Source organism: Glycomyces luteolus (assembly GCF_027622875.1).
Taxonomy (GTDB): Bacteria; Actinomycetota; Actinomycetes; order Mycobacteriales; family Micromonosporaceae; genus Glycomyces; species Glycomyces luteolus.
Genome location: NZ_JAPZVP010000009.1, coordinates 150438 through 173132, shown reverse-complemented (window position 1 = coordinate 173132; position 22695 = coordinate 150438). Strand labels below are relative to the sequence as shown.

The 22695-nt window shown below is 67.9% G+C and carries 19 protein-coding genes; 4 read left to right on the top strand and 15 right to left on the bottom strand.

The window, feature by feature from the left end; translation table 11 throughout:
* Positions 1 to 324 precede the first annotated feature (324 nt).
* From O1R50_RS13395 to O1R50_RS13385, 3 genes are all read left to right on the top strand, one after another.
* Complete coding sequence (locus O1R50_RS13395; protein WP_270110564.1) at positions 325 to 831, top strand: hypothetical protein; 507 nt, start codon at positions 325 to 327, stop codon at positions 829 to 831.
* A 20-nt stretch (positions 832 to 851) separates the two neighbouring features.
* Positions 852 to 2153, top strand: a complete 1302-nt coding sequence (locus O1R50_RS13390; RefSeq protein ID WP_270110649.1) for an HNH endonuclease signature motif containing protein — start codon at positions 852 to 854, stop codon at positions 2151 to 2153.
* A 149-nt stretch (positions 2154 to 2302) separates the two neighbouring features.
* Entirely contained in the window at positions 2303 to 2674 is a 372-nt protein-coding gene (locus O1R50_RS13385) for a hypothetical protein (protein ID WP_270110563.1), read from the top strand.
* Positions 2675 to 2706: 32 nt separating this feature from the next.
* Here O1R50_RS13385 and O1R50_RS13380 read toward each other — a convergent pair whose 3' ends face one another.
* The 14 genes from O1R50_RS13380 to O1R50_RS13315 form a co-directional block, all read right to left on the bottom strand.
* Entirely contained in the window at positions 2707 to 3225 is a 519-nt protein-coding gene (locus O1R50_RS13380) for a hypothetical protein (RefSeq protein ID WP_270110562.1), read from the bottom strand.
* A gap of 99 nt (positions 3226 to 3324) precedes the next feature.
* Positions 3325 to 4359: an ABC transporter ATP-binding protein gene (locus tag O1R50_RS13375; protein ID WP_270110647.1), complete on the bottom strand. Its 1035-nt coding sequence runs from the start codon at positions 4357 to 4359 to the stop codon at positions 3325 to 3327.
* A gap of 5 nt (positions 4360 to 4364) precedes the next feature.
* Positions 4365 to 5507: an ABC transporter ATP-binding protein gene (locus tag O1R50_RS13370; RefSeq protein ID WP_270110561.1), complete on the bottom strand. Its 1143-nt coding sequence runs from the start codon at positions 5505 to 5507 to the stop codon at positions 4365 to 4367.
* A 2-nt stretch (positions 5508 to 5509) separates the two neighbouring features.
* Positions 5510 to 6421: an ABC transporter permease gene (locus tag O1R50_RS13365; protein WP_270110560.1), complete on the bottom strand. Its 912-nt coding sequence runs from the start codon at positions 6419 to 6421 to the stop codon at positions 5510 to 5512.
* On the bottom strand, positions 6414 to 7439 hold the full coding sequence (locus tag O1R50_RS13360; protein ID WP_270110559.1) for an ABC transporter permease: 1026 nt from the start codon (positions 7437 to 7439) through the stop codon (positions 6414 to 6416). Before O1R50_RS13360 ends, O1R50_RS13365 begins: the two co-directional genes overlap by 8 nt.
* Before the next feature lie 245 nt (positions 7440 to 7684).
* Positions 7685 to 9418, bottom strand: coding sequence for an ABC transporter family substrate-binding protein (locus tag O1R50_RS13355; RefSeq protein WP_270110558.1), 1734 nt, complete (start codon positions 9416 to 9418; stop codon positions 7685 to 7687).
* Positions 9419 to 9795: 377 nt separating this feature from the next.
* Positions 9796 to 11496 (bottom strand): ABC transporter substrate-binding protein, encoded by a 1701-nt coding sequence (locus O1R50_RS13350; protein WP_270110557.1) that lies wholly within the window; start codon positions 11494 to 11496, stop codon positions 9796 to 9798.
* A gap of 336 nt (positions 11497 to 11832) precedes the next feature.
* Positions 11833 to 13554 carry an ABC transporter substrate-binding protein gene (locus O1R50_RS13345; protein ID WP_270110555.1) on the bottom strand — a complete coding sequence of 574 codons (1722 nt, stop codon included), beginning with the start codon at positions 13552 to 13554 and terminating at the stop codon, positions 11833 to 11835.
* Between the two features lie 238 nt (positions 13555 to 13792).
* Positions 13793 to 15481: an ABC transporter family substrate-binding protein gene (locus tag O1R50_RS13340; RefSeq protein ID WP_270110554.1), complete on the bottom strand. Its 1689-nt coding sequence runs from the start codon at positions 15479 to 15481 to the stop codon at positions 13793 to 13795.
* 156 nt (positions 15482 to 15637) lie between these two features.
* A complete protein-coding gene (locus tag O1R50_RS13335; protein WP_270110553.1) occupies positions 15638 to 17698 on the bottom strand; it encodes a HelD family protein in 2061 nt (686 codons plus the stop codon).
* Positions 17699 to 17782: 84 nt separating this feature from the next.
* Complete coding sequence (locus O1R50_RS13330; protein WP_270110552.1) at positions 17783 to 18289, bottom strand: histidine phosphatase family protein; 507 nt, start codon at positions 18287 to 18289, stop codon at positions 17783 to 17785.
* A gap of 175 nt (positions 18290 to 18464) precedes the next feature.
* On the bottom strand, positions 18465 to 18755 hold the full coding sequence (locus tag O1R50_RS13325; RefSeq protein ID WP_270110551.1) for a GNAT family N-acetyltransferase: 291 nt from the start codon (positions 18753 to 18755) through the stop codon (positions 18465 to 18467).
* Positions 18756 to 18765: 10 nt separating this feature from the next.
* A complete protein-coding gene (locus O1R50_RS13320; protein ID WP_270110550.1) occupies positions 18766 to 20256 on the bottom strand; it encodes an MFS transporter in 1491 nt (496 codons plus the stop codon).
* Positions 20243 to 20899 carry an LppX_LprAFG lipoprotein gene (locus O1R50_RS13315; RefSeq protein WP_270110549.1) on the bottom strand — a complete coding sequence of 219 codons (657 nt, stop codon included), beginning with the start codon at positions 20897 to 20899 and terminating at the stop codon, positions 20243 to 20245. Before O1R50_RS13315 ends, O1R50_RS13320 begins: the two co-directional genes overlap by 14 nt.
* Positions 20900 to 21103: 204 nt before the next feature.
* On the opposite strand from O1R50_RS13315, the gene O1R50_RS13310 reads away from it, so the two are divergent.
* Complete coding sequence (locus tag O1R50_RS13310) at positions 21104 to 21421, top strand: DUF3817 domain-containing protein (protein WP_270110548.1); 318 nt, start codon at positions 21104 to 21106, stop codon at positions 21419 to 21421.
* Between the two features lie 65 nt (positions 21422 to 21486).
* Here O1R50_RS13310 and O1R50_RS13305 read toward each other — a convergent pair whose 3' ends face one another.
* Entirely contained in the window at positions 21487 to 22470 is a 984-nt protein-coding gene (locus tag O1R50_RS13305) for a glycoside hydrolase family 11 protein (RefSeq protein ID WP_270110547.1), read from the bottom strand.
* Positions 22471 to 22695 lie beyond the last annotated feature (225 nt).

Sequence of the window (22695 nt, the reverse complement as noted above, 5' to 3'; positions counted from 1 at the left end):
CACCTCTGCGAACGCCAAAGTGTCGTGATCCCGACAATTGCCAGTCTGTTCGCCCACCGGTTCAGGCGGCGGCGACGGGGTAGGAGTGCTTCCATTGTCCCACTTCGACTTTCAGTGGTCTGTACACAAGGTTCAAGCGGCAGCGACAAAGAGGCAGTAAGAGCCCTCCTCGGATTCCGGCCCGCGGGCTGGAACGGGGCGGCCAGAAATCCACATTAGACTTACATTCACCCCTTCTAGTGATGACACCAATACCGAAACCTGTCATCATGGATCTATAACGGTCAGACGAACAATCGGATAACTCTCAAGGGGGTGAGCAGGATGAAAGGCACAGATCGAAACACACAGGCAGCCACCCTGCGCCCCCAGATCGACTCCCTCGCCACTCAGCTCCGCGCAGTCGAGGCCAATCTCCTGCAAGCGGTCATCACCTACACTTCCCAAGGGCTCCACAAAGAATGCGACGGCTTCTCCGGCATTCGCGACTGGATCAAAGAGTCCTTCAATCTCAACGAGGCCTGCGCCGGCCAGATCGCCTCCATTGCCCGCCTGGCTCCGAAGTTCAAGCACCTCACCGAAGCGGCCCTCTCAGGGACCGCCCGCATCGACGCCATCGCCTACGCCGTGCGCCGCCTGGAGCGAGAAGGCCTGGCCGTCTGCTCCCGGGTGCCCTACCCCACTCCGGTCGAATCCCCCTACAGTGCAGCGCTCTGCGGCACACCCGAGGAGCTGATCCGGGAGTACTGCATCCACTCCACCCGCTCCGAGCTCGCCGAGCACCTGGACCGCATCTGCGCCGCGACCAGCAGTCCCTGCTCGATGAACTGAGCCAGCAGTCCCTCGCCTGACTGGAGGTCAACCAGCGCGCTGATGGCATGTGGGACATCGAAGGCCTGCTCACCGATGACACCGGGAAGCTCATCAGCAATGCCCTGAAGACCGCCGTTCCCCCTCCCCGCCAGGACGAGGCCGACGAAGACGGTCTGCTCCCCCGCGTCTCCGGCCGCAATGCCGAAGCGCTGCACCAGATGGCGGCCGCCTACGGCACCGGCCCTTCAGCTCCCGAGCGGCACGGCCACACCGCCACTCTGAACCTCACCTGCGATGTCGAGACCCTTCGCGGCGAGAAGACCGGGCGGCTCCCGAAGCTCGACGGCAAGACGATCTCCCTCGCCAAGGCCCGCCTGCTCGCCTGCGAAGCCGGGGTCATCCCCTCGGTCTTCGACTACAGCACCGGCGAGGCGATCGAGCTGGGCCGGGCGAAGCGCCTCCCCAACGCGGCCCTCCGCCGCAAACTGGAGCTCGAGCAGACCGAGGGTTGCGCCTGGTCCGGCTGCCGGGCTCCGATCTCCTGGACCGAGGCCCACCACCTGGAGCACTGGGCGGACGGCGGCTTGACGACAGCTGAGAACCTGATCCTCCTTTGCCGATTCCACCATGGCCGGATTCACACGGGCGATTGGGACATTGCAAAGACCGGTCCCGGTCAGGTGGCCATTCGGCACAAGCGCACCGGCGCAACGGATGCCGAATGGGAAGCCGACTCCGATCTTCCGAATGGGCAGGGAGCCGAGGAGTTCTCACGGAGCCTGAAGCGCCAGCTCGATGAGTATGCGAACTGGCTCGTACATAAGCGCATGGAAGCGAGCATCGCACGGACCCGGGAGCAGTTCCGGGAATCCGATGCCGCAGAAGTCAAGGCCTGCAGGGTGATCGAACCTGCCCTTGCGGCAAAGCCGGCAACTCCGGTGGTTCACAGGGAAGACTCGGGAGGTCCTCCGTTCTTAACCTGCCCTCAGCGGGCGACTGCTGGGGGGAGCGCAGGTCAACGCCAGCGCAGCCCGATTCCCAAGGGGGACCGGGCCCCTCAGCATGTCCGGGGTCGGGAGGGAATCGGAGGAGTTCAGCGGGGAGGCACGCCGCCTCGGGAAGTCCCGCCCGCCGGCCGCAATGCGGCCTGGTCAGGAGCAGACCTCTTTGTCGCTGCCCGCCCGAAGCAGGGGCCCAGACGAGCGGGGAAGCCGCAGTCAAGGCTCGTTCCTCCCCCACCTCGTTGTCGCTGCCAGGTTGCGGCAAGACCCCCCCGAGACCCGCGTCGGGGCCCGCCCCTCCCCCACCCCTCCGTCGCTGCGAGGTTGAACCGCAGGTAAGTCCATCTCCTGAAGCCACTGTGGAGCCGACTCCGCCAAATCCGCTCTATCGTCTTTCCGATAAGCCCGGCCCCGTCGATTCCGTCCACCCGACACCCCTTCCTCTGCAAGCATGAAGCGGCATTGTCGTCCTACAACGAGGTGGTCAAATGCGACGAATTCTGGCCAGTGCGGCCGCGGCCCTGGCGATCGGGGCGGTTTGGGCCGCTCCCGCTGCGGCAGGGCCGGTCGAGTCCGAAGCGCCGGTGGTTCAGGCGGCCGAGGGCACCGAGAGCGTGTACTGCAGCGCCACGTTCAGTGCGCCGACCGTGGTGCGCGAGTACCCGAACGCGAGCGCGGCGCAGATCGGGCCGGAGATCCCGGCGGGGACCTGGGTCGACGGGTCGTGGTGCGCGCCGTTCACCGACGGCGGCAAGCACACGACCTGCGGGTCCTGGTCGAAGGTCTGGGTCGTGGTGGACTGGAACGACACGTGGGGCTTCGCGCACGTCGGCTGCATGCAGGCCTACCACATCGACTGACCCGAGTCGTTCAAGGCCGGGCCGCGGGACGCTCAGCCGCGGTCCGGTCCCTTGCTGCGGGTCGACTTGGCGTCGTAGTAGACGGCCTCGCACAGGTCGTCGATGTCGTCGTCTTCCCGCCAGTCGTCGAAGTCGGCGACGAACACCATCTTCGCCTCCAGCTGCCGGTCGCCCTTGAGCAGCTTCAGAATCTTCTTCCACTCCGCCAGGTTCGGGTGGTCGTAGGCCCTGCAGGCACCCGCCGGTTCGAGCAGGCGGATCGCCTGCTGCAGCGTCGCCGCGTTGATCTCGTACGACTTCGAGCCGCCCTCGTGGCCGAGGATCGTCGCCATCACGACCGCCGGAAGCGGATGCTCGCCGACGTTCTTCACGCCGAAGACCAGCTCGCCCGAGACGTCGTACATCCCGAGTCCGTAAGCGGCCGGGGTCTTCCAGCCGGGGAGGTCCGCGATGAGGCGCTCCTTGACGGCGGCGATCTTCTCCGGGGTCGCCCACCGGTCGCCCAGTTCGGCGAGCAGGGCGGACACGGTGGCGCTGGCAGATGCGGTCATGGCCGAAGTCTCGCACTGCGCGGCCCCGGCGTGCGAACCGATGAGGCGGAAAGAGACGGGGCCGCCCCACCCGAAGGTGGAGCGGCCCCGCGGTATTCGCTAGACGAGCTGCTTCGGCGCCGCGTAGTGGCAGGCCGCGCGGGTCTGGCCCGCGTGGTCGGAGCGCAGGAGCGGCTCGACGTCGATGCACTTGGCCTGCTCCGCCTCCGACAGCTCCTTGAACAGCGGGCAGCGGGTGCGGAACCGGCAGCCCGAAGGCGGGTTGGACGGGCTCGGCACGTCGCCCTGGAGGACGATCCGCTCGCGGGTCCGCTCCTTGCGCGGGTCCGGGAGCGGGATCGCCGACATGAGGGCCTGCGTGTACGGGTGGGCCGGACCGGCGAAGAGCTGGTCGGTGGTGCCCTCCTCGACGATCTTGCCGAGGTACATGACCGCGACCTTGTCCGCGATGTGCCGCACCACCGAAAGGTCGTGCGAGACGAACAGGTACGACAGCCCGAGCTCGTCCTGCAGGTCCTCCAGCAGGTTGATGACGCCGGCCTGGATCGACACGTCGAGGGCCGACACCGGCTCGTCGAGCATGAGGACCTTCGGCTGCAGGGCGAGCGCGCGGGCGATGCCGATGCGCTGGCGCTGGCCGCCGGAGAACTCGTGCGGGTACCGGTTCCGGTGCTCCGGGTTCAGGCCGACGATCTCGATCAGGCTGTTCACCCGGTCGCGGCCGCCGTTCTTGAACATGTTGTGCACGCGGAGCGGCTCGGCGATGATCTCGAAGACCGTCATGCGCGGGTCGAGCGAGGCCATCGGGTCCTGGAACACCAGCTGGAGGTCCCGGCGGATGGGCCGCATCTGGTTGCGCGAGAGCTTCGTCAGGTCGCGGCCCTCGTAGAGGATCTCGCCCGAGGTCGGCGGGATGAGGTTCATCATCAGCCGCGCGGTCGTGGACTTGCCGCAGCCGGACTCGCCGACGAGCGCGAGGGTCTCGGTCTGGCCGATCTCGAGGGTCACCCCGGAGACGGCGTGGACGGCGCCGACCTTGCGCCGGAGGATCCCCTTGGAGCGCACGGGGAACTCCTTGACCAGGTTCTTCCCGGCGATGACCGGGTTCGCCGCGGTCTGCGGAGTGTCGAGCATGGCGTTCACTTCTCTTCCTCCTCATGCAGGGCGGCGGCCTCGGCCTCGGCGGCTTCGACTTCCGCTTCGACCGACAGGTCGGTGGCCACGGGCGCGAACACGTCGTCGGGGGCCTTGCCCTCGAGCTGGTCCTGGAAGTGGCAGGCCGAGACGTGGCTGGACGAGTTCACCGGCAGCAGGTCCGGCTCGACCTCCGAGCAGATGTCCTGGTGCATCGGGCAGCGCGGGCGGAACGGGCAGCCCGGCGGCAGGTTGAGCATCGACGGCGGCGTGCCGTGGACGGGGGTGAGGCGGTGGCCCCGGTCCTCGTCCATGCGCGGGAGCGATCCGATCAGGCCCAGGGTGTAGGGCATGCGCGGCTCGTAGAAGATCTCGTCGACGGTGCCCTGCTCGACCGGCTTGCCCGCGTACATGACGAGGACGTCGTCGGTGTGCCCGGCGATGACCCCGAGGTCGTGGGTGATGAGGATGAGCGCGGCGTTGACCTCTTCGCGGGCCTTCTCCAGGGCCTCGAGGACCTGGGCCTGGACCGTGACGTCGAGGGCCGTGGTGGGCTCGTCGGCGATGATCACGTCCGGGTTGTTCGCCATGGCGATGGCGATGACCACGCGCTGGCGCATACCGCCGGAGAGCTCGTGCGGGTAGGCGTCGACCCGCTGCTGCGGGTTCGGGATGCCGACCGAGTCGAGCAGGTCGATGCAGCGCTTGCGGGCCTCGGACTTGTTCACGTCCGGGTAGTGGACGCGGATGGCCTCGCCGAGCTGGAAGCCGACCGTGTAGACCGGGTTGAGGCTGGTCAGCGGGTCCTGGAAGATCATGGAGATCTTCTTGCCGCGGATGCGGGAGAGCTCGGCGTCGCCGAGGCCGAGGAGCTCTTCGCCCTCGAGCTTGGCGGAGCCGGTGATCTGGGCGGTCTTGGGCAGGAGGCCCATGATCGCCATGGAGGTCACCGACTTGCCGGAGCCGGACTCGCCGACGATGCCGAGGCTCTGGCCGCGGCGCAGCTCGTAGGAGACGCCGCGGACGGCGTGGACGAGCCCGTCCTCGGTCGGGAACGCGACGTTGAGGTCGTTGACCTCGAGGACGCTGTCGCCCTTGGCGCCCGTGGAGCGCTTGGCCCCGTTGGTGCTCACTGAGATGTTCGACAACGCTATCGCCTCACCATCGTCTGCCGCGGGTCCATCGCGTCGCGCAGGCCGTCACCGATGAAGTTGATGGTGAGCGCGATGAGAATGATCATGAGACCCGGGATGTAGAACAGGAACCAGTGCTCGTTGAAAGCCGACGCGCCCGCCGCCTCGATGAGGAGGCCCAGCGACGTGTCGGGGCTCTGGATGCCCAGACCGAGGAAGGACAGGGTCGTCTCCGACAGGATGGCGAAGGCGATCTGGAGCGTCACCGAGACGATGATGACGCTCATCGTGTTCGGGATCAGGTGCTTCACGATGATGTGCCAGTCGGAGCCCCCCGCCGAGCGGGCGGCTTCGATGAACTCCTTCTCCCTCAGGGATAGCACTTCGGCGCGCACGGCGCGCGCGATCGAGGTCCATCCGAAGATCGCGAGGATGAAGGCCATGTGGTACCAGCGGACGCTGGTGTCGATGGCGCCCGCGAGCGCACCGGTGATGACCAGGAACGGGATCACGAACATGATGTCGAGGAAGCGCATCATGACCGAGTCGATCCAGCCGCGGTAGAACCCGGCGACGGCGCCGTAGAGCGCGCCGAGCACCGTGGAGCCGATCGCCACGACGAGCGCGACGTTGAGCGACTGCTTGGTCGCCTGCATCATCGCGCCGAGCATGTCGCGCCCGGCCTTGTCGGTGCCGAAGGGGTGGTCCAGGCTCGGGGCGGCCCACGAGGGGATCTCCGAGTGGATCTTGTAGTCCCACTTCCACAGGAAGGGCCCGACGTAGGCGAAAAGCACCACGAGGATGAAGACCACGAGGCTGATCACGGCCGCGCGGTGGCGGAAGAAGCGGCGGCCGACCATCTCCCACTGGCCGCGCTCCTTGCTGGTGATGGCCTCGGCGTCGAGGCGGGGCGATGCGGTGTTACTCATAGCGGATCCTCGGGTCGAGCACGCCGTACAGGATGTCGGAGATCAGGACGCCGACCAGGACGACGACGCCGGAGATGAGCACGTAGGCCATGACGGCGAAGGTGTCGCCGGCGTTGATGGCGTCCAGGGAGTACACGCCCAGGCCGCGCCAGCCGAAGATGCTCTCGGTGACCATCGCGCCGCCCATGGCCCCGGAGAGCGCGAGGGGCGCGAAGGTCGCGACGGGGATGAGCGCGGTCCGCAGCGCGTGGCGGCGCATGACGGTGCGGTTGCGCACGCCCTTGGCGCGGGCGAGCCGCACGTAGTCGGAGTTCATGACCTCGAGCATCGAGGCGCGCTGGTACCGCGAGATCGCGGCGTAGCCGCCGAGCATGAGCACCAGGGTCGGCACGATGAGGAAGGGCAGGGAGTCCATGAAGACCTCCCAGCCGTTGCCTCGGAAGCCGGTGGAGCCGGAGCCGTAGGTCTGGAAGACCGTGGAGCCGAGGATCTTGTTCAGCTGCACGGCGCCTTCCTTGAACAGCGAGCCGAGCCAGAAGATCGGCATGGCGAGGAACAGGAAGCCCAGGAAGGTCAGGGTGTAGTCGGTGCGCGAATACTGCTTGACCGCGCTGACGACACCGGCGAGAATGGCGATGCCGATGGACGCGAGCGTCGCGAACAGGACCAGCCGGAGGGTGATCCAGAAGCGGGTCGAGACCTCGTAGCCGATGTCCATGGCGGAGCCCTCGATGGAGGGGCCCCATTCGCCTTGGAGGAGGCCGATGTCGCCGTTGGTGTCACCGAAGCCGGTGAGCCAGATCCAATAGCGCTCGGGGATGGACCGGTCGTAGTACAGCGACGACTCGAGGGCGTCGATGGTCGACTGGGGAACCGGCTCGCCGGTGGACTGGGAGATCTCGAAGATCTTGTCCTGGACGGGGTCGTTCGCGACGTCGACCAGGACAAAGCACAAGATAGTGGCGCCCAGCAGCACCGGGATCATCAGCAGGATGCGCCGGATTATGAATACAACCATAATGCCTCGTTAACGGTTTCTCTGGTGTGGACCGGTTCGCCTGCCGACCGGCCCCGCCGCGTCGCGACGCGGCTTCTCCTACGGCTCACTGACTCCCCATTCTGCGGCCGGGTCCGTGAGCCCCTGGCACTTCTCCAAATACACTGCACTGTTCTTCATTGCACCGCCCGGGGGCGGGGCGCCTGCTGCTCCTCGACATCGCTCAGCGGTCACGCCCCGTTCGGCGGGGAAGCCGTCGCAGATGATCACTCACCCTCGACCCCCCACTCGGCGATGTTGTAGGCGGCTCGCTGCTGCGACGCCCAATTGTCTCGGACGTTGACCAACCTATCGGAGACCATCACGGCGACCGGTGTGTCCACGATAGGCAGCGAGTAGGCGTCCTGGACGACCTGCTGGACCGCGGCGTTGGCGCGCACGGCGGCCTCGTCGAGGTCGAGGGTGCCGTTGACCTCGGCGATGAGCGCGTCGAGCGCGGGGTCGGAGAGACCGCCGAAGTTCGAGCCGGAGCCGGTCTCCCAGTACTGGGAGGCAATGGAGACGAACACGGGATCGGAGCTCCAGCCGAAGTCGATCATGTCGAAGTCGCCCTCGCCGAGGACCGTGCCGAGGTCGGCGTCCGGGATGGACTTCAGCTCGACGTTGATGCCGAGGTCGGCGAGGTTGGCCTGGACGAGCTCGCCGGTGATGCGGCGGTTCTCCTTGGACTCGGAGTAGCGGAAGTCGAGCTCGACGGGCTCGCCGTCGGGGGTGTGGAGCACCCCGTCCTCGACCTCGTACCCGGCCTCGGTGAGCAGGTCGTAGGCGAGCTCGATGTCGCCGGTGCCCTGGCCGGTGGCCGAGAGGTAGTCCGTGTAGTACTCGGAGCCGTTGCGGAAGAGGTGGTTGCCCTTGCGCTCGATGTCGGACTGCACGTACGCGTAGGTGCGCGAGATGATGTTCTCGACGTCGATCGCGGTGAACACGGCCTGGCGCAGTACCGGGTCCGAGAGGAACTCGTTCTGGGTGTTCAGGTCGATGTGCTCCCAGGAGGGCCCGCCCGCGACCTGGTATTCGAGGCCTTCGGTGCCCTGGAGCTGGGTGATGGTCTCGGCGTTGACCGAGAACGGGGAGGCGCCGTCGATCTCGCCGTTGCGCAGGGCGGTGGTGATGTTGTCGAGCCCGTCGATGACGCGGAAGGTGATCTTGTCGAGCGTCACCTCGGTCTCGCCGGCCCAATCCTCGTTGGGCACGTAGATGACGTGCTCGCCGACCTTCGCGTCCGCGATCTTGAAGGGGCCGGTGGACCAGCTCGGGATCGTCTCCGAGAAGTAGTCCTCGGCGGCCGCCATCTCCTTCGGGTCGTTCTTCCAGTCGAAGCCCTGGTCCTCGGCCACGTGCGCGGGCTCGGAGAGCACTTCCTCGTACTGCCATTCCGCGGAGTGGTAGGTCTCCTTGTAGACCACGGTGACGGTGGAGCCGTCGCCGGTGATGGACTCGACCTGGGAGCCGCGGGTGATGTTGGCGGGGTCGCAGCCCTCGCAGAGTGACGCGTCGCCGGAGGTGGCGTACCAGTGGTAGATGAAGTCGTCGACGGTGATGTCGGTGCCGTCGCCCCAGTTCGCGCCGGTCTTGAGGGTGTACTCCACGGTCACAGGGTCCTCTTTGACGAGTTCCGGAGCGCGGGCGAAGATCCCCTCGTTGACGATGTACTCGCCGTTCGGGTCGAACTGGCCGGTGAAGGGCCACAGGCCGACGAGCGCCATGGACACGTACGCGTTGTTGCCTTCGGAGGTGTTCTGGTTCCAGGTGCCCCAGGAGCCGTCGAGCGCCCAGGTGATCTCGCCCCCGTCGGCCCGCTCGCCGCCGTTGCAGCCGGCCGGGTCGGTGAGGCACGCGTCGAGGCTGGACGAGGAGGTGTCCTCGCCCTGTCCGCATCCCGCGAGCACCAGGGCGGTGCAGGCGAGGGCGGCGACGGCCGCCTTGTGGTGTCGCTTCATGGTTCCTCTCGAAGGTTTGCGTCACCGACCGGTCGGCGGGGGCACCTTGATGGGTCGGTGGCCCCGGGCCGGGCCGCCGGGCTCGCGCGCGGGCGCGGATTCGGCGGCGGGTCGGGTGACGCGAGGTACAGCCTTCCACGGGAATCCCGGGTTTCGGACAACCGAACACGAGATGAGTTTCGTTCGTTATGTTCCCGTGACGTTCATTCCCTGAATGGCGCCGTTAAGTGGAAAATTCACCGTCTGCCAGCGCGAACTCAAGGGTGGAGGGGTTGTCGACGGTCGTTCATCAGTGAGCGACATCGGCGAAATCCGGGTCTTGAAAGCGGCAAGCGGCGAGGCCCCGGAAGGGCCCCGCCGCTCAGCTCGGTGAGCCCTTACTTGAGCTTCCACTCCGCCGCGTTGTAGAGCGGTCCGCCCTGGGTGTTGCCGTTGGCGACGACGCCATCGACGGTGTTCTTGTTCCAGACGATGCTCTGCGGCTCGTCGAAGAGCGGCAGGGTCAGCGCGTTGGCGACGGCCAGCTCGACGACCTTGTTAGCGGCCTCGGCGGCCTCGTCGATCTCGAGGGTGGCCGAGATCTTGGCGATCTCCGCGTCGATCTCGGGGTAGGAGTAGTTCCCGAAGTTCTGGTCGGTGCCGAACTGCTGGGCCACGCTCGCCGCGAAGGCGGGGTTGCCCGACCAGCCGAAGATGACCAGGTCGAAGTCGCCCTCGGAGAGCACGGGACCGAGCTCGCCGTCGGGGATGGCGACGAGTTCGAGCGTGATGCCGATGAGCGCGAGCTGGGCCTGGGCCAGTTCGGCGATCGTGGTGCGGGTGGCGTCGCTGCCGCCGTAGCGGAAGACGAGCTTCGGGACCTCGGTGCCGTCCTTGGCGAGCTTCTGCCCTTCGGCCGCACCGGTGTAGCCGGCCTCAGTGAGGATCGCGGCGGCGGCTGCCGTGTCGCCGGAGCCCTGCTTGCTCGGGGTGATGTAGTCCGTGAAGTACGGGCTGTTCACGCCGAAGAAGTGGTTCATGCGCTGCGACACTTCGGTGCTGGGGAAGACGCGGGAGATCGCGTCCGGCACGTTGATGGCGGTGAAGATCGCCTGGCGCAGGGCCACGTCCTTGAGCGGCTCGGAGTTCAGGTTGGTGTCGATGTGGAGCCAGATGGAGCCTTCGAAGACTTCCTGGCCGATGGCCGGGTCGTCCTTGACCTTGTCGAGCTCTTCCTGGCTGAACTCGCTCGGCCACGAGCCGGCGATGGTGCCCTGGCGCAGTTCGGTGATGATCGCCGGGGTGCCCTCGACGAACTTCATCGTGAGCTTCTTGATGGAGGGCTTGACCGAGCCCTGGTACTTGTCGTTGATCTCGTAGACGATGTACTCGCCCATCTTGGAGTCGACGGGCTTCCAGGGGCCGGTGCAGACGTCGCTGAGGTTCTTGTTGAACCAGTCGATGGCCTGGCCCATGACGGCGGGGTCCGTCTGCCAGTCGGCGAAGCCCTCGGCTTCGGCGACGTGGCTGGGGAGGTAGACGGTGGCGGAGTACTTCCACTCGAAGTCGAGGTGGCCCTCGACGAAGGTGACGACGATCTTGCCGGCCTCGGGGGACTCGATGCTGGCGATCTTGGAGCCGACCGAGATGGAGGCGGGGAGGGCGATGGTCTGGTCGGCGTGGGCCTCGTTGCCGGAGGTGGAGTACCACTGGAAGATGAAGTCCTCCACGCGGACCGGCTTGCCGTCAGACCACTGGGCGTTCTCCTGCAGGGTGTACTCGACCTGGAAGGGGGCTTCGCTGATGACCTGCGCGTCGGCGAAGACGGCGTCGTTGAGGTAGTAGTCGCCGTTCTCGTCGAAGTCGCCGGAGGCGCTGCCGTCCAGGCCGTAGCGCATGGGGTACATCGCCTGGTGGCCGTAGGAGTTGTTGCCGGACTCGGTGTTCTCGTTCCAGGACTCCCAGGACGAGGAAACGGCCCAGGTGAGCTCGGTCGCGCCGGAGCCGCCGTTGCCTTCGTTGCCGCCGCATGCGGCGAGGGTGAAGGCGGCCGTACCGCCGATGGTCAGGCCGCCGAGAGCTCTACGGGTCAGAGCCATGAGTGTTCTCCTCCAGGTATCGATGCCGAGGGGCCTTTGCGAAGGCGCCGATGCCTCGCGTCCGGGTGCCGGTCCTTTCGGACCGGGTGGGGGAAGGCGTCAGGTCGCCCTCGGCGGTGTTGTGACAAACACTTGCACAGACGTGAGGGGATTGGCATGGTCGCGGCCTCAACTGGAGTTTATTCGTGATGTATTCGTGACTTTGCGCCGTGAAGGCAGTGCACAGAATGGACCGTGGGGCCGATGTGGCATCGGCCCCACGGGGGAATTCAGTGAATTATCAGGACGGATGGTGCCGTATTGACTACGGCTTCATGCGCTCCGGGTATCGGCGCTTCAGCCTTCCCCGCCGGCCGTCCACTCCACGAGGTTGTAGATCGGGCCGAGCTGCGCCTGGCCGTTGGTCTGGATGTTGCCGACCATCGTGGTGTTGTAGGCGTGCGAGAGCGGGCTGCTGTAGAGCGGCAGCGTGAAGGCCGCGTCGACGACCGCCTTCGAGATCTCGTTGGCGTAGCCGGCGGCCTCGTCGAGTTCCAGGGTGGAGTTGACCTGCGCGATGAGCGCGTCGACGGCCGGGTCGTTGAACTTGCCGTAGTTCGAGGACGAGCCGGAGCCGAAGAACTGCTCCGGGGAGCTGGTGAAGGCCGGGTTGCCCACCCAGCTGAAGATGCAGGAGTCCCATTCGCCGGCCTCGATCTTCGAGAACAGCTCGTCGCCGACGACGCCGTTGAGCGTGACGTCCCAGCCGAGCTCGGCGGCGTAGGCCTGGATCAGCGAGGCGGTGTCCTTGCGGACGACGTTGTCGGCCGCGAACAGGAAGTCGGTGGTGACGACCTCGCCGTCGGGGCTGACGAGCTTGCCGTCGCCGTTCCAGGTGTATCCGGCGGTGGTGAGGGCCGCACGGGCCGCCTCGATGTCGCCGGAGCCGTAGCCGACCTCGGAGGTGTAGTCGACGTAGTAGGGGCTCTCCTCGGTGAAGAAGTGGTTGCCCTTCCACGGGATCGGGATGCCCTGGAACATCTTCTCGGTGATGTCGGCGATGTTGATGAGCGTGAACCACGCCTTGCGGAGCGCGATGTCCTTGAAGAACTTCGCGTTCATGTTGATGTCGATGTGCGACCAGGTCGCGCCCGCGTACGTCTCGTACTTCATCGCCGGGTCCTCGTCGAGCTGCGCGAGGATCTCGACGTCGAAGTCGCTGGGGGCCGAGCCCGCGACGGTGCCCTGGCGCATCTCGGTGACGATCGCCTCGAGGCCGTCGACCATCTTCATGGTGAGCTTCTTGAAGATCGGCTTCTTGTCGCCCTGGTAGTGCTCGTTGGGCTCGTAGATGACGTATTCGCCGAGCTTGGAGTCGACCGGCTTGTACGGGCCGAGGCCGACCGGGGAGAGGTCGTTGTTGAAGAACAGGATCGCGTCGCCCATGGTCTCGGGGTTGGTCGCCCAGTCGGCGAAGCCGTTCTCCTCGGCCACGTGGCTCGGAAGGTAGACGCCGCCGATGAAGGCCCACTCGGCGGAGACGTACCCGGCCTTGTAGGTGGTGACGATCGAGCCGTCCTCGGCCTGCGTGATCGACTCGACGTTGGAGCCCCAGTCGGTGTTGGTCGGGGTGGCCTTCTCCTGGTTCGCGTGCTCGGGCAGGCCCGACAGCGCGTGCCACAGGAAGATGAAGTCCTCCAGGCGGACCGGCTTGCCGTCCGACCACTTGACGCCCTCCTTCAGAAGGACCTTGGTGGCCAAGGGCTCCTCGGTGACGATCTCCGGCGGGCCGGAGAAGAGGTTGGTGTCGTAGAAGACCTTGCCCTCGGGGTCGAAGTCGTAACCGGCGTTGCCGCCGCCGCCGCCGACCGGGTTCATCGGTGCGGTCGCCTCGTTGCAGGAGCTGGTGTTGCCGAGGGCCGTGGTCTGGTTCCACGCCTCCCAGGGCCAGGAGACGGCCCACACGAGCTCGTCGTTCTGCGCGCCGCCGCCGTCGTCGTTGCCACCGCAGGCTGCCAGCAGGACAGCGGAAGAACCGCCGATGGTGAGTCCGCCGAGTGCTCTACGAGTCAAAGCCATTGCTTGTCTCCTCCATGGGTGTCCGGCCGAGGGGGTCGCCCGATGCGCCGCTGGGGCTTCGTCGCCGTCACGGGGGTCGCGGAGGGGCCAGGCGGCCGCTCGGCAGTGCTGGGTGCCACAGTGCCACGCGCCACGGCGGAAGGGAACGCATCGGTACGAATTTGGCGGATCATTGTTACCGGAGCGATACGCAACGAGGGCGGCCCGAAACGGGCCGCCCTCGATCGGAGCCGTTGCCCTACGCGGGCTTCCACTCCTGGATGTTCCACATCGGTCCCGCCTGGCTGTTGCCGTTCGCGACCAGCCCGTCGAGCGCGCCGTTCAGGTACACGACCGACTGCGGCTCATCGAAGACCGGCAGCGTGAACGCCTGCGGCATGACCATCGACTCCACATCGTTCGCGAACTGCGCGGCCTCGGCGATGTCGGTCGTCGAGCGCACCTTCGCGATCGCCTCGTCGAGCCCGTCCAGCCGGTACTTGCCGAAGTTCGAGGACGAGTCCGAGCCGAAGTACTGCGCCGGCGCGGTCGTGAACGCGGGCGTGCCCGACCAGCCGAAGATGACCATGTCGAAGTCGCCCTCGGAGAGGACCGTGCCGAGCTGGCCGTCGGGGATCGCCTCGAGCTCTACGTCGATGCCGATCTCGGCCAGATAGGACTGCACGAGTTCGCCCGCGAGCGTGCGGGTCGCGTCGCCCTCGCCGTAGCGGAAGTTCAACGTGACGGGCTGGCCGTCGGGCGTCATCAGCGTCTCTCCGGTGGTGTAGCCCGCGTCCTTGAGCAGCGCGTTGGCCGACGCGGCGTCGCCGCCGCCCTGCACCGGGGTCGTCTCGCCGAGCGCGTCCACGAAGTACTCCGACTGCTCGTTGAAGAAGTGGTTCTTGCGGGCCGTGACCTCAGTGTCCGGGTAGGCCTTGGAGATGATGTCCGCGTTGTCGATCGCCGCGAACACCGCCTGGCGCAGCACCTGGTCCGCCAGGAACGGGTTGTTCATGTTCGTGTCGATGTGGAGCCAGATCGAGCCCTCGTAGACCTCGGTCGTCACGGCGTCGTCGTTGGCGACCTTGTCGAGCTCCTCCTGGCTGAACTCCGAGGGCCAGGAGCCGTCGATCGAGCCCTGCCGCAGCTCGGTGATGATCGCCTCGGTGCCCTCGACGACCTTCATCGTCAGCTTCTCGAGGGCCGGCTCGGTCGAGCCCTGGTAGTTCTCGTTGCGCTCGAACGTGACGTACTCGCCGGCGACCGCGTCGACCGGCGTGTACGGCCCGGTCGACCACGTCGGCGGGTTCTCGGTGAACCAGGAGGCGCTGGCGCCCATCTGGGCCGGGTCGGTGGCCCAGTCGGTGAAGCCGTTCGCCTCGGCGATGTGGGCCGGGTACATCGGCGTCTGGAGGTACTGCCACTCGGGGTCGAGGTAGCCGTCCACATAGGTCATCGTGACGACGTCGCCCTCCTGGGTGATCGAGGCGACGTTCGCGCCCCAGTCGGTGGAGGCGGGAAGGCACATGGTCTGGTCGCAGTGCTCGGCCTTGCCGGACATCTGGTGCCAGAGGTAGGTGAAGTCGTCGACGCCGAAGGCCTCACCGTCGGACCACTGGGCGTTCTCGTTGAGCGTGTAGGCCACGGTCATCGGCGATTCGCTCACCAGCTCCGGGGCCTTGGCGAGGAGCGCGTCGTTGTGGACCCACTCGGCGTCCTGGTTGAAGTCGCCGAGCGCGGTGGTGGCCGGCGACAGGGCCTGGTGCAGGTACGAGGTGTTGCCGTCGGCGGTGTTCTCGTTCCACGACTCCCAGCCCGAACTGATCGCCCAGGTGACGTCGGTGTCGCCGCCGCCCGAATCGCTCCCCCCGCCACAGGCGCCGAGCGCCGCGGCGGCCAGCAGCGCCGTTCCGGCGAGGGCGAAGGCCCTCGCTTGTGCAGGTCGCATATGACCACTCCCCGTGTGTGAATCCACTGTGGGCCGCTAGAGCCCGCGACTGGATCATCGTTACACCTGGAAGCGCCGGTTTCGGGAAGTTCCGGACAAACGGCGGGGCGCGGTGGAGCCTCAGGCTCCCTCCACGCCCCGGATCCGGGGCGGGCCTCAGGCCTCCATTTCCGGCGGGAGCGCTCGGGAGTGGACGACGGTGAGGCGCGAGACTGCGCGCGTCAGGGCCACATAGAGGTGGCGGAGGCCGACGCTCTCGATGGTCGCTCCTCCACCCTCGGCGAAGCTTGTCGAGCCGTCGATTCGCGCAGTCGGCGCTGCGACGATCTCGGCGGGCTCCACCACTACGACGTGGTCGTACTCGAGGCCCTTGGCGAGGCTCGCGGCCACGACCTCCAGCCGCTCGGTGCCCTCCAGGAGGGACCGCAGCTCCTCGGCGCGCTCGTCGGCGGCGATGACGCCCACCAGGCCTTCCTCGGCGAGGGCCTTCGCGACCGCTTCCCGGACACCGTCACCGAGATCCGAGGTGGCGATCGTGTCGAGCGAGCCGTCGGAGCGGATGGAGCGGGCGGGGGCCACGTCGACGCCGAGGTGCGGCAGGACCCGGTTGGCGAGCTCGATGATGACCGCCGGGACGCGGAAGCCGGTGGTCAGCTCGGTGTGCTCGACCTGCTCCTTGCCGAGGTGGCGCATCTGGTCGGTCCAGGACGAGGCCGCCCACGGGGTGGTGCCCTGCGCGAGGTCGCCGAGCACCGTGACCGAGCCCTTGCCGGAGCGGCGCGCGATCACCCGGCACTGCATCGGCGAGAGGTCCTGGGCCTCGTCGATCACGATGTGGCCGAAGGACTCCGAGGGTTCGCGGAGCTTCATGTGGGACTCGATCTCGTCCGAGATGAGCAGGTCCCCGGCGGTGGGCTTGGCGGGCTTCCCGGCGAGGAGGGCGGCTTCGGCCTCGGTGAGGATCCCCCGGGTCGCGTCGGCGCGGAAGGCCGCGTCGCCGTAGAGCTTCTTCATCACGGTCTTGGTGTTGAGCTTGGGCCACACCGCGTCGAGGAAGGCGCGCACCGACTCGGTGCGCTTGAGCTTCGTCGCCCACTTGTTGTCCGGGGAGTGGCCCGAGCGGATCTCGGCTTGGCGGCGGGCGCCCTGCACGATCGCGTCCTCCACGGCCTTGCGCCCGGCCGTGTACGTGCGGGTGTGCTTGCGGGCGTTCGAGATGGCCTCATCGAGGTACCTGAGCCCGAGCCGCCAGCGCCAGCCGCCGTCGGTGATGAGGAGGCCTTCTTCCGCGGTGACGCCGTCGGCGGCGGTGCCGACATGCCCCCAGACGGCGCGTTCGCAGACGAGGGCCATGCGTTCGTCGTGCTTGAGGAGGGCCGCTTCGTGGGTGTCGACGGCCAGGGCGGTGTGGGCGCCGGTGAGCTGCTGGACGGTGACCTGCCAGACGGAGGATTCGCCGAGGGTGGGGAGGACGCCGGAGATGTAGGAGAGGAAGCCCTCGTTGGGGCCGACGACGAGGACGCCGGCCTTGTCGAGCTTCTCGGTGTAGTTGTAGAGGAGCCAAGCGGCGCGGTGGAGGCCGACGGCGGTCTTGCCGGTGCCGGGGGCGCCCTGGACGCAGAGGTTGACGGCGGCTTCGCGGCGGATGAGCTCGTCCTGCTCGGGCTGGATGGTGGCGACGATGTCGCGCATCGGGCCGGTGCGGGGGCGTTCGATCTCCTCGGTGAGGATGTCGGAGGCGACCTCTTCGCCGAGGAGGAGGTTCTCGTCCTCGAAGCCGGTGATGCGGGCGCCTTGGAAGCCGAAGCGGCGGCGTTTGGCGACGTCGCGGCGGTTGTGGGCGGAGGCGCGGTAGTACTGCTCGGCGAGCGGGGCGCGCCAGTCGAGGACGATCGGGTCCCCGTGCTCGTCGCGGATGTGGCGGCGTCCGATGTGGAAGTCCTCGCCGTCGTCCATCCAGATGCGGCCGAAGAAGAGGGCGATGTCGCGGTCGGAGAGGTCGGCGAGGCGCGGGACGGTGTAGTTGGCCATGGCCCAGCCGAAGAGGTGGTCGGATCGGACGTCGCCGAGGCCGAGGTTCTTGGTGGACTCGTTGAAGTCGCCGGAGTAGATGCGGTGGATGCCTTCGGTGAGGTCGCGCATGGCGGCCATCTGGGCGCGGGCGTGCTCGTGGTGGTCGAGTTCGGCTTGGAGTTCGGTTTCGGCCGAATTGGCCATAGCTTGTCTCCCGGTGGATTCGGACAGGATTGAAGCAGACGAACCGTCGAGCTTACTCAGACCTGACCTGCGGGAGCAATCGATTTAGCGGGCGGCGAGGGGTTTGACGTCGACGAGGCGGCCGTCGTCGCGGTGGAGGACCCATCCGGCGCCGGGCGGGGCGGTGTCGGGGCCCTCGAGCGGGAGGGTGAGGCCGTGGCCGGCGAGGTCGTGGCCGTCGCGGGCGGCGACGGCGACGAGGAGCGCGGCGAGCACGGGGCCTTCGGCGCAGACGACGGTGGTGCGGCGGGGGTCGGGGAGGGTGCGGATCGCCTTGGCGGCCAGCCAGGCCGCGGTGTGGGCGGGTCCGGGGAGCGGCGGGGTGGCGGCGTTGAGGTCCTCGGTGACGGTGACGTGCAGGCCGAGGCGGCTGGCGAGGGGCGCGAGGGTGTCGGCGCAGGCGCGGCCGGGGCCGCAGAGGAGTGAGGTGGGGTTGTAGAGCTGCAGGAAGTCGGCGAGCGCCCACGCGCGGCGGGACTGCTCGTCGGTCAGCGGGGCGGGTTCGGCGGCCGGGAGGGCGACGTGGCGCAGCAGGATGAGGGCGGACAGCATCAGCGGCCCCCGTTCACGCGGAGGCGGGACGAGGGCCGGGGCTCGGCAACCGGGAGACGCATATTGAAGATGCTTCATCCACAAGTGAACTGCGGATGAACCCGAAGTTGAAGCGGAGGTGAACAGTCCGCAGCAGTGGTGCCGCGCTTGGCAACACGGGTGCGCGGCAGCGCTGTCAGGCTTGGTAGCGCAGGTCCTCGTACTCGTCGTGGCGCTGCATCCAGCGGTCCACGAAGGGACAGGTCGGATAGGCCTTAGCGTTCTTGGCCCGCAGATCGTCGAGGGCGTGGCGCACGAGCCGGTCGCCCCAGCCCTGGCCGCGCAGCGAGCGGTCCACTTCGGTGTGGGGCAGCACGACGAAGTCCTCCCGGTTGAGGTACTCCAGGTAACCGAGCACGGCTCCGGCGTCGTCACGCAGCTCGTACCGGTTCTCGTCGACATTCTCGATCACAGAAAGATCCGCCATGCGGCCAACACTATCCAGGCCCGGCACCGGTCAGCGAGGATCTGCGGGCTCGCACACGTCCGGGAATAGCCAGCGACACCACCGCGGCGGCGGCGCAGATGGCGGCCGCCGCGGTGAACACCTCGGCGTATTGGGTGGCGAGTGCCGCGTTGAGCGCTTTGAGATAGTCGGCTTGGAGGGCAAGGTATTCGGCTTCGGGGATGCCGAAGGGCAGGGGCGTGTCGAGGTCGGCGGTGGCGTTCTGGAAGCGGTGGAGGCTCCAGGAGGTGAGGGCGGCGACGCCGACGAGCATCCCCATCATGCGGGCGACGACGACCGCGGCCGAGGCGGTGCCGTGACTGTGCTCGGGGGTCGTTCGCAGGGCGGCGGAGGAGAGCGGGGCGATCGTGATGCCGAGGGCGGCTCCGGCGAGGGCGAGGCCGGGTTCGATGTCGGGCACTGACCGGCCGATCCAGAAGTAGGCGGCGGCAGCGGCGGCGAACCCGATCACGGCGGGGAGTCGCTCGCCGAAGCGCGAGGCGATGAACCCGCCGAAGAGCGCGCCGACCGGGAGGCCGATGAGGAACCAGAGCAGGAGCAGCGCTCCGCCGGCTGAGTCGAGGCCGCGGAGGGTCTGGGCGAGGAGCTGCACGTCGACGAGGGTGACCATGAGGACCGCCCCGGCGCCGAGGCTCGCGGCCAGCCCGGCCGAGAAGGGCCGCCAGGCGACCCCGGCCGGGTCGAGGAGGCGCGTGGAGGACCGCCACTGCTGGAGCCCGAAGGCGACCAGGACGACGGTGCCGATGAGCACTGTCGGCAGGCCCCAGGACGGCAGGACGGCGGCCTCCGGGTCGGGGTTGTAGAGCCCGATCGTGAAGAGCCCCAAGGCGGTGGCGAGGAGCAGGCCGCCGAGGACGTCGACGCGTCCGGCGCCGCGCCGCGCCGGGGCCCTCGGCAGCGCGAAGTGGATCGCCAGCGCCGCGAGCAGCGCCAGCGGGACGTTGATCCAGAAGATGCCGCGCCAGCCTACGAGGGCGGCGACGGCGGCGCCGAAGAGCGGGCCGAGGACGGCCCCGAGTTCCTGTGCGGCGCCGACCCAGCCGAGCACGGCGGGCCGCCGCCGGGCGGCGAAGAGGTCGGCGGCGAGGGCCATCGTGACGGGCAGGAGCGCGCCTCCGGCGAGGCCCTGGAGGGACCGTCCGGCGACGAGCGGCCACAGTTCGGTGGCGGTGGCGCTGACGACGGAGCCGACGGCGAACGCGGCGAGGCAGGCGTAGATGATCGGCTTGCGGCCGAAGCGGTCCGAGAGCCGCCCGAGGAGCGGCATCCCGGCGGTGTAGCCGAGGAGGTAGCCGGTGACCAGGGGCGTGGCCCGTTCGAGGTGGTTGACGGGGATGTGGAACTCGTCGATCATGTCGACCAGGACCGAGACGAGCACGTAGGCGTCGATCGAGCCGATGAGGACGGCGGCCCCGGCCGCGCTGACCGCGAGTCTTCGGCGGGTGGCGTCAGGGGGCGTCAATCGTCACCGGTTCGTCGTAGTCGGAGAGCAGCAGCGTCACGATCGCGTCCCCTTGGGAGAACTCGGCTTTGACCACGCGCGAGGTCTCCTGGTCGAACCAGACGGTGGCGGCGTTCCAGTCGCCTTCGGCGGGGATGAGGGTGGCGAAGGCGGCCGGGTCGAATTCGACGGCGTAGCGGTAGGTCTCGACGCCGTCGATCTTCTCGGTGTCCTCGGGTTCGGCCGACTCGACGGCCTCGAGCAGGGTGGCGACGCCCGCGTCGGGGTCGAGGAGGAGGGTCGGGTCGTAGGGCAGCAGGTCGTCCCCGACGGGGATCTGCTGGAATCCGCCGGTGGGGCCCTTGACCCAGGCGTCCTCGCCGATGATCACGTACTCGGCTTCGATGTCCATGCCGAACGCGGTCAGGGTGCCGGTGCCTTCGGCGGAGCCGTCCGCGGTGACGACGCCGTCGGCGGCCTTGACGTCGAGTCCGGGGACCTCGCCGTCGACGGCGAGGTCGAAGCGGACGCTCTCGACCTCGCGCATCGCGGTCGCGGCTTCGGGGATGAATTCGTCGGCGGCGGGCAGGTCGCCGCCGTTCGAGCAGGCGGCGGCCGCGACGAGGGCGAGACCGGCGGTGACCACGAGGGGTATCGATCGCATGGCCCGATCCTATGCCGTCGTCGGCTCCCGCAGGAGGCACCGAGACCACGTGGCCCTGCCGTTATGGGCGGCGCGCGGGAGCCGGACGTGACGGGGCCCGGGCCGCCGAAGACCTCAGCGGCCGTTCGATATCCCGGTGTTAGTGTCGGCCGCAGGAAACCCCATGTGACACCCCGTGGAACGCCGTCGAAAGGACACCCTGCCGTGCTCGCGAACCCCGTCTTCCGCTACCGCATGCTCACCCTGGCAGAGGGGTGGTCGTTCGTGCTGCTCCTCGTCTTCGGCTCCCTGCTGAGCCGCGTCTCGGACATCGACCTGGTCATGCCCCTCGGCATGCTGCACGGCGTCCTGTTCGTGCTCCTGGTCCTCGCGACCCTCCTGATCCGCCGCCGCCTCGACTGGGGCTTCGGCACCACCCTCGTCGCACTCGTCTGCTCGGTGATCCCGTTGGCGCCGTTCTTCTTCCACCACGCGAAGAAGGACGAGTTCCTGGAGGCCGAGCGCGCCTCGCAGCCCGCTTAGCGGCAGCGAAAACGGCGCGGCGGCCCGATGCCGCCGCGCCGTCCCGGGGTGTCGGAGGACGGGTCCTAGGCGCAGCCGACCGTCGGCCAGTTCCAGTTGCCGTTGGCCTGGATGGTGAGGCCGAACGTGTTGCCGCTGCCGTTGGGGGTGGCCACGAGCTGCTGCGCCGTCGGGTACGAGGCGTTGCAGTTCCAGGTGGCGATCACCTTCGCGGGCGAAGGGATGTTCAGCGTGGTCCGCCAGTCGCTCTTTCCGGAGACCGTGACGTTGAGGTTGTAGCGGTCGCTCCAGCGCTGGCCGGCCGAGAGCGTCGCGGTGCAGGCGCCGCCGCCACCGCCGCCGCCGCCTCCGGTGCTGCCGACGGTGATGTTGGAGCTGCCGGTGGACTGGTAGCCCTCGGTCGCCATGATCATGTAGTAGCTGAAGGCACCCAGGTTCATGCCGGCCCGGGCCCACGCGTCGAAGTGAGCGCCGGTGTCGATGGTGCCGGAGGTGCGGGCGCCCTGGCGGACGCTCCAGTACTGGTTGAAGGTCTTGGTGCCCTCCACCGACGGGGCGTTGTAGCGGGTGGACTGGCCGAGCCAGTACGTGCCGCCGTTGATGTTGGCGGTGCCGCGGTTCGAGGCCCCGCTGCTGGGGTTGTACGGGCCGTGCGATTCGACGATGTAGTACTCCACCAGCGGGTTCGAGGTCCAGCCGTAGAGCGCCAGGTAGCCGTTGCTGCCGTGGTTGACGGTGCCGTTGTAGTCGACGATCCGGCGCCCGCCGTTGGCCCAGCCCTTGCCGCCGACCCAGTTGTTGGCGCCGTTCCACTGGGAGCTGTAGTTCCCTCCCGAGCCGAGGGTCATCGAGGCCCGGCCCTGGGAGTCGGTCCAGAACGAGTAGTAGTACCCGTTGTGGGTGCCCTCCTGGTTGGTGGTGATGACCTGCTGCGCCTGCGCCGCACTGGGAAGGAACATCCCGGTGGCTCCGAGCGCGAGCGCGCCCGTGCCGCCGAGCAACAGGTTCCGGCGGCTGAAGATGCTGGGGGGAGGGTTGAAGGTGGACATCCTGACTCCTTGGAAGGGTGCCGTCCGGTCTGCGATTCGCGCAAACCGAATCGAAAGCTATCTATCTTTCGATAGAGACCATCGTGGACTGAGACCACCGGCATGTCAATGACTTCCGGAAAACTATCGGAAGATTTTCGACCCGAAACTCGTTACTGAACAAGCATCAGTAGTGCTGAAAGCCCATACCTGTTCGGAATCCTTCGAAACACACCATCATCGATC

What these genes read in the sequence shown, in the direction of transcription:
- O1R50_RS13355 (WP_270110558.1), bottom strand. Translation starts at nt 9,418, where the DNA reads ATGAAGCGACACCACAAGGCGGCCGTCGCCGCCCTCGCCTGCACCGCC.
- O1R50_RS13340 (WP_270110554.1), bottom strand. Translation starts at nt 15,481, where the DNA reads ATGCGACCTGCACAAGCGAGGGCCTTCGCCCTCGCCGGAACGGCGCTG.
- O1R50_RS13360 (WP_270110559.1), bottom strand. Translation starts at nt 7,439, where the DNA reads ATGGTTGTATTCATAATCCGGCGCATCCTGCTGATGATCCCGGTGCTG.
- O1R50_RS13365 (WP_270110560.1), bottom strand. Translation starts at nt 6,421, where the DNA reads ATGAGTAACACCGCATCGCCCCGCCTCGACGCCGAGGCCATCACCAGC.
- O1R50_RS13335 (WP_270110553.1), bottom strand. Translation starts at nt 17,698, where the DNA reads ATGGCCAATTCGGCCGAAACCGAACTCCAAGCCGAACTCGACCACCAC.
- O1R50_RS13315 (WP_270110549.1), bottom strand. Translation starts at nt 20,899, where the DNA reads ATGCGATCGATACCCCTCGTGGTCACCGCCGGTCTCGCCCTCGTCGCG.
- O1R50_RS13375 (WP_270110647.1), bottom strand. Translation starts at nt 4,359, where the DNA reads ATGCTCGACACTCCGCAGACCGCGGCGAACCCGGTCATCGCCGGGAAG.
- O1R50_RS13305 (WP_270110547.1), bottom strand. Translation starts at nt 22,470, where the DNA reads ATGTCCACCTTCAACCCTCCCCCCAGCATCTTCAGCCGCCGGAACCTG.
- O1R50_RS13385 (WP_270110563.1), top strand. Translation starts at nt 2,303, where the DNA reads ATGCGACGAATTCTGGCCAGTGCGGCCGCGGCCCTGGCGATCGGGGCG.
- O1R50_RS13350 (WP_270110557.1), bottom strand. Translation starts at nt 11,496, where the DNA reads ATGGCTCTGACCCGTAGAGCTCTCGGCGGCCTGACCATCGGCGGTACG.
- O1R50_RS13325 (WP_270110551.1), bottom strand. Translation starts at nt 18,755, where the DNA reads ATGGCGGATCTTTCTGTGATCGAGAATGTCGACGAGAACCGGTACGAG.
- O1R50_RS13345 (WP_270110555.1), bottom strand. Translation starts at nt 13,554, where the DNA reads ATGGCTTTGACTCGTAGAGCACTCGGCGGACTCACCATCGGCGGTTCT.
- O1R50_RS13330 (WP_270110552.1), bottom strand. Translation starts at nt 18,289, where the DNA reads ATGCTGTCCGCCCTCATCCTGCTGCGCCACGTCGCCCTCCCGGCCGCC.
- O1R50_RS13380 (WP_270110562.1), bottom strand. Translation starts at nt 3,225, where the DNA reads ATGACCGCATCTGCCAGCGCCACCGTGTCCGCCCTGCTCGCCGAACTG.
- O1R50_RS13395 (WP_270110564.1), top strand. Translation starts at nt 325, where the DNA reads ATGAAAGGCACAGATCGAAACACACAGGCAGCCACCCTGCGCCCCCAG.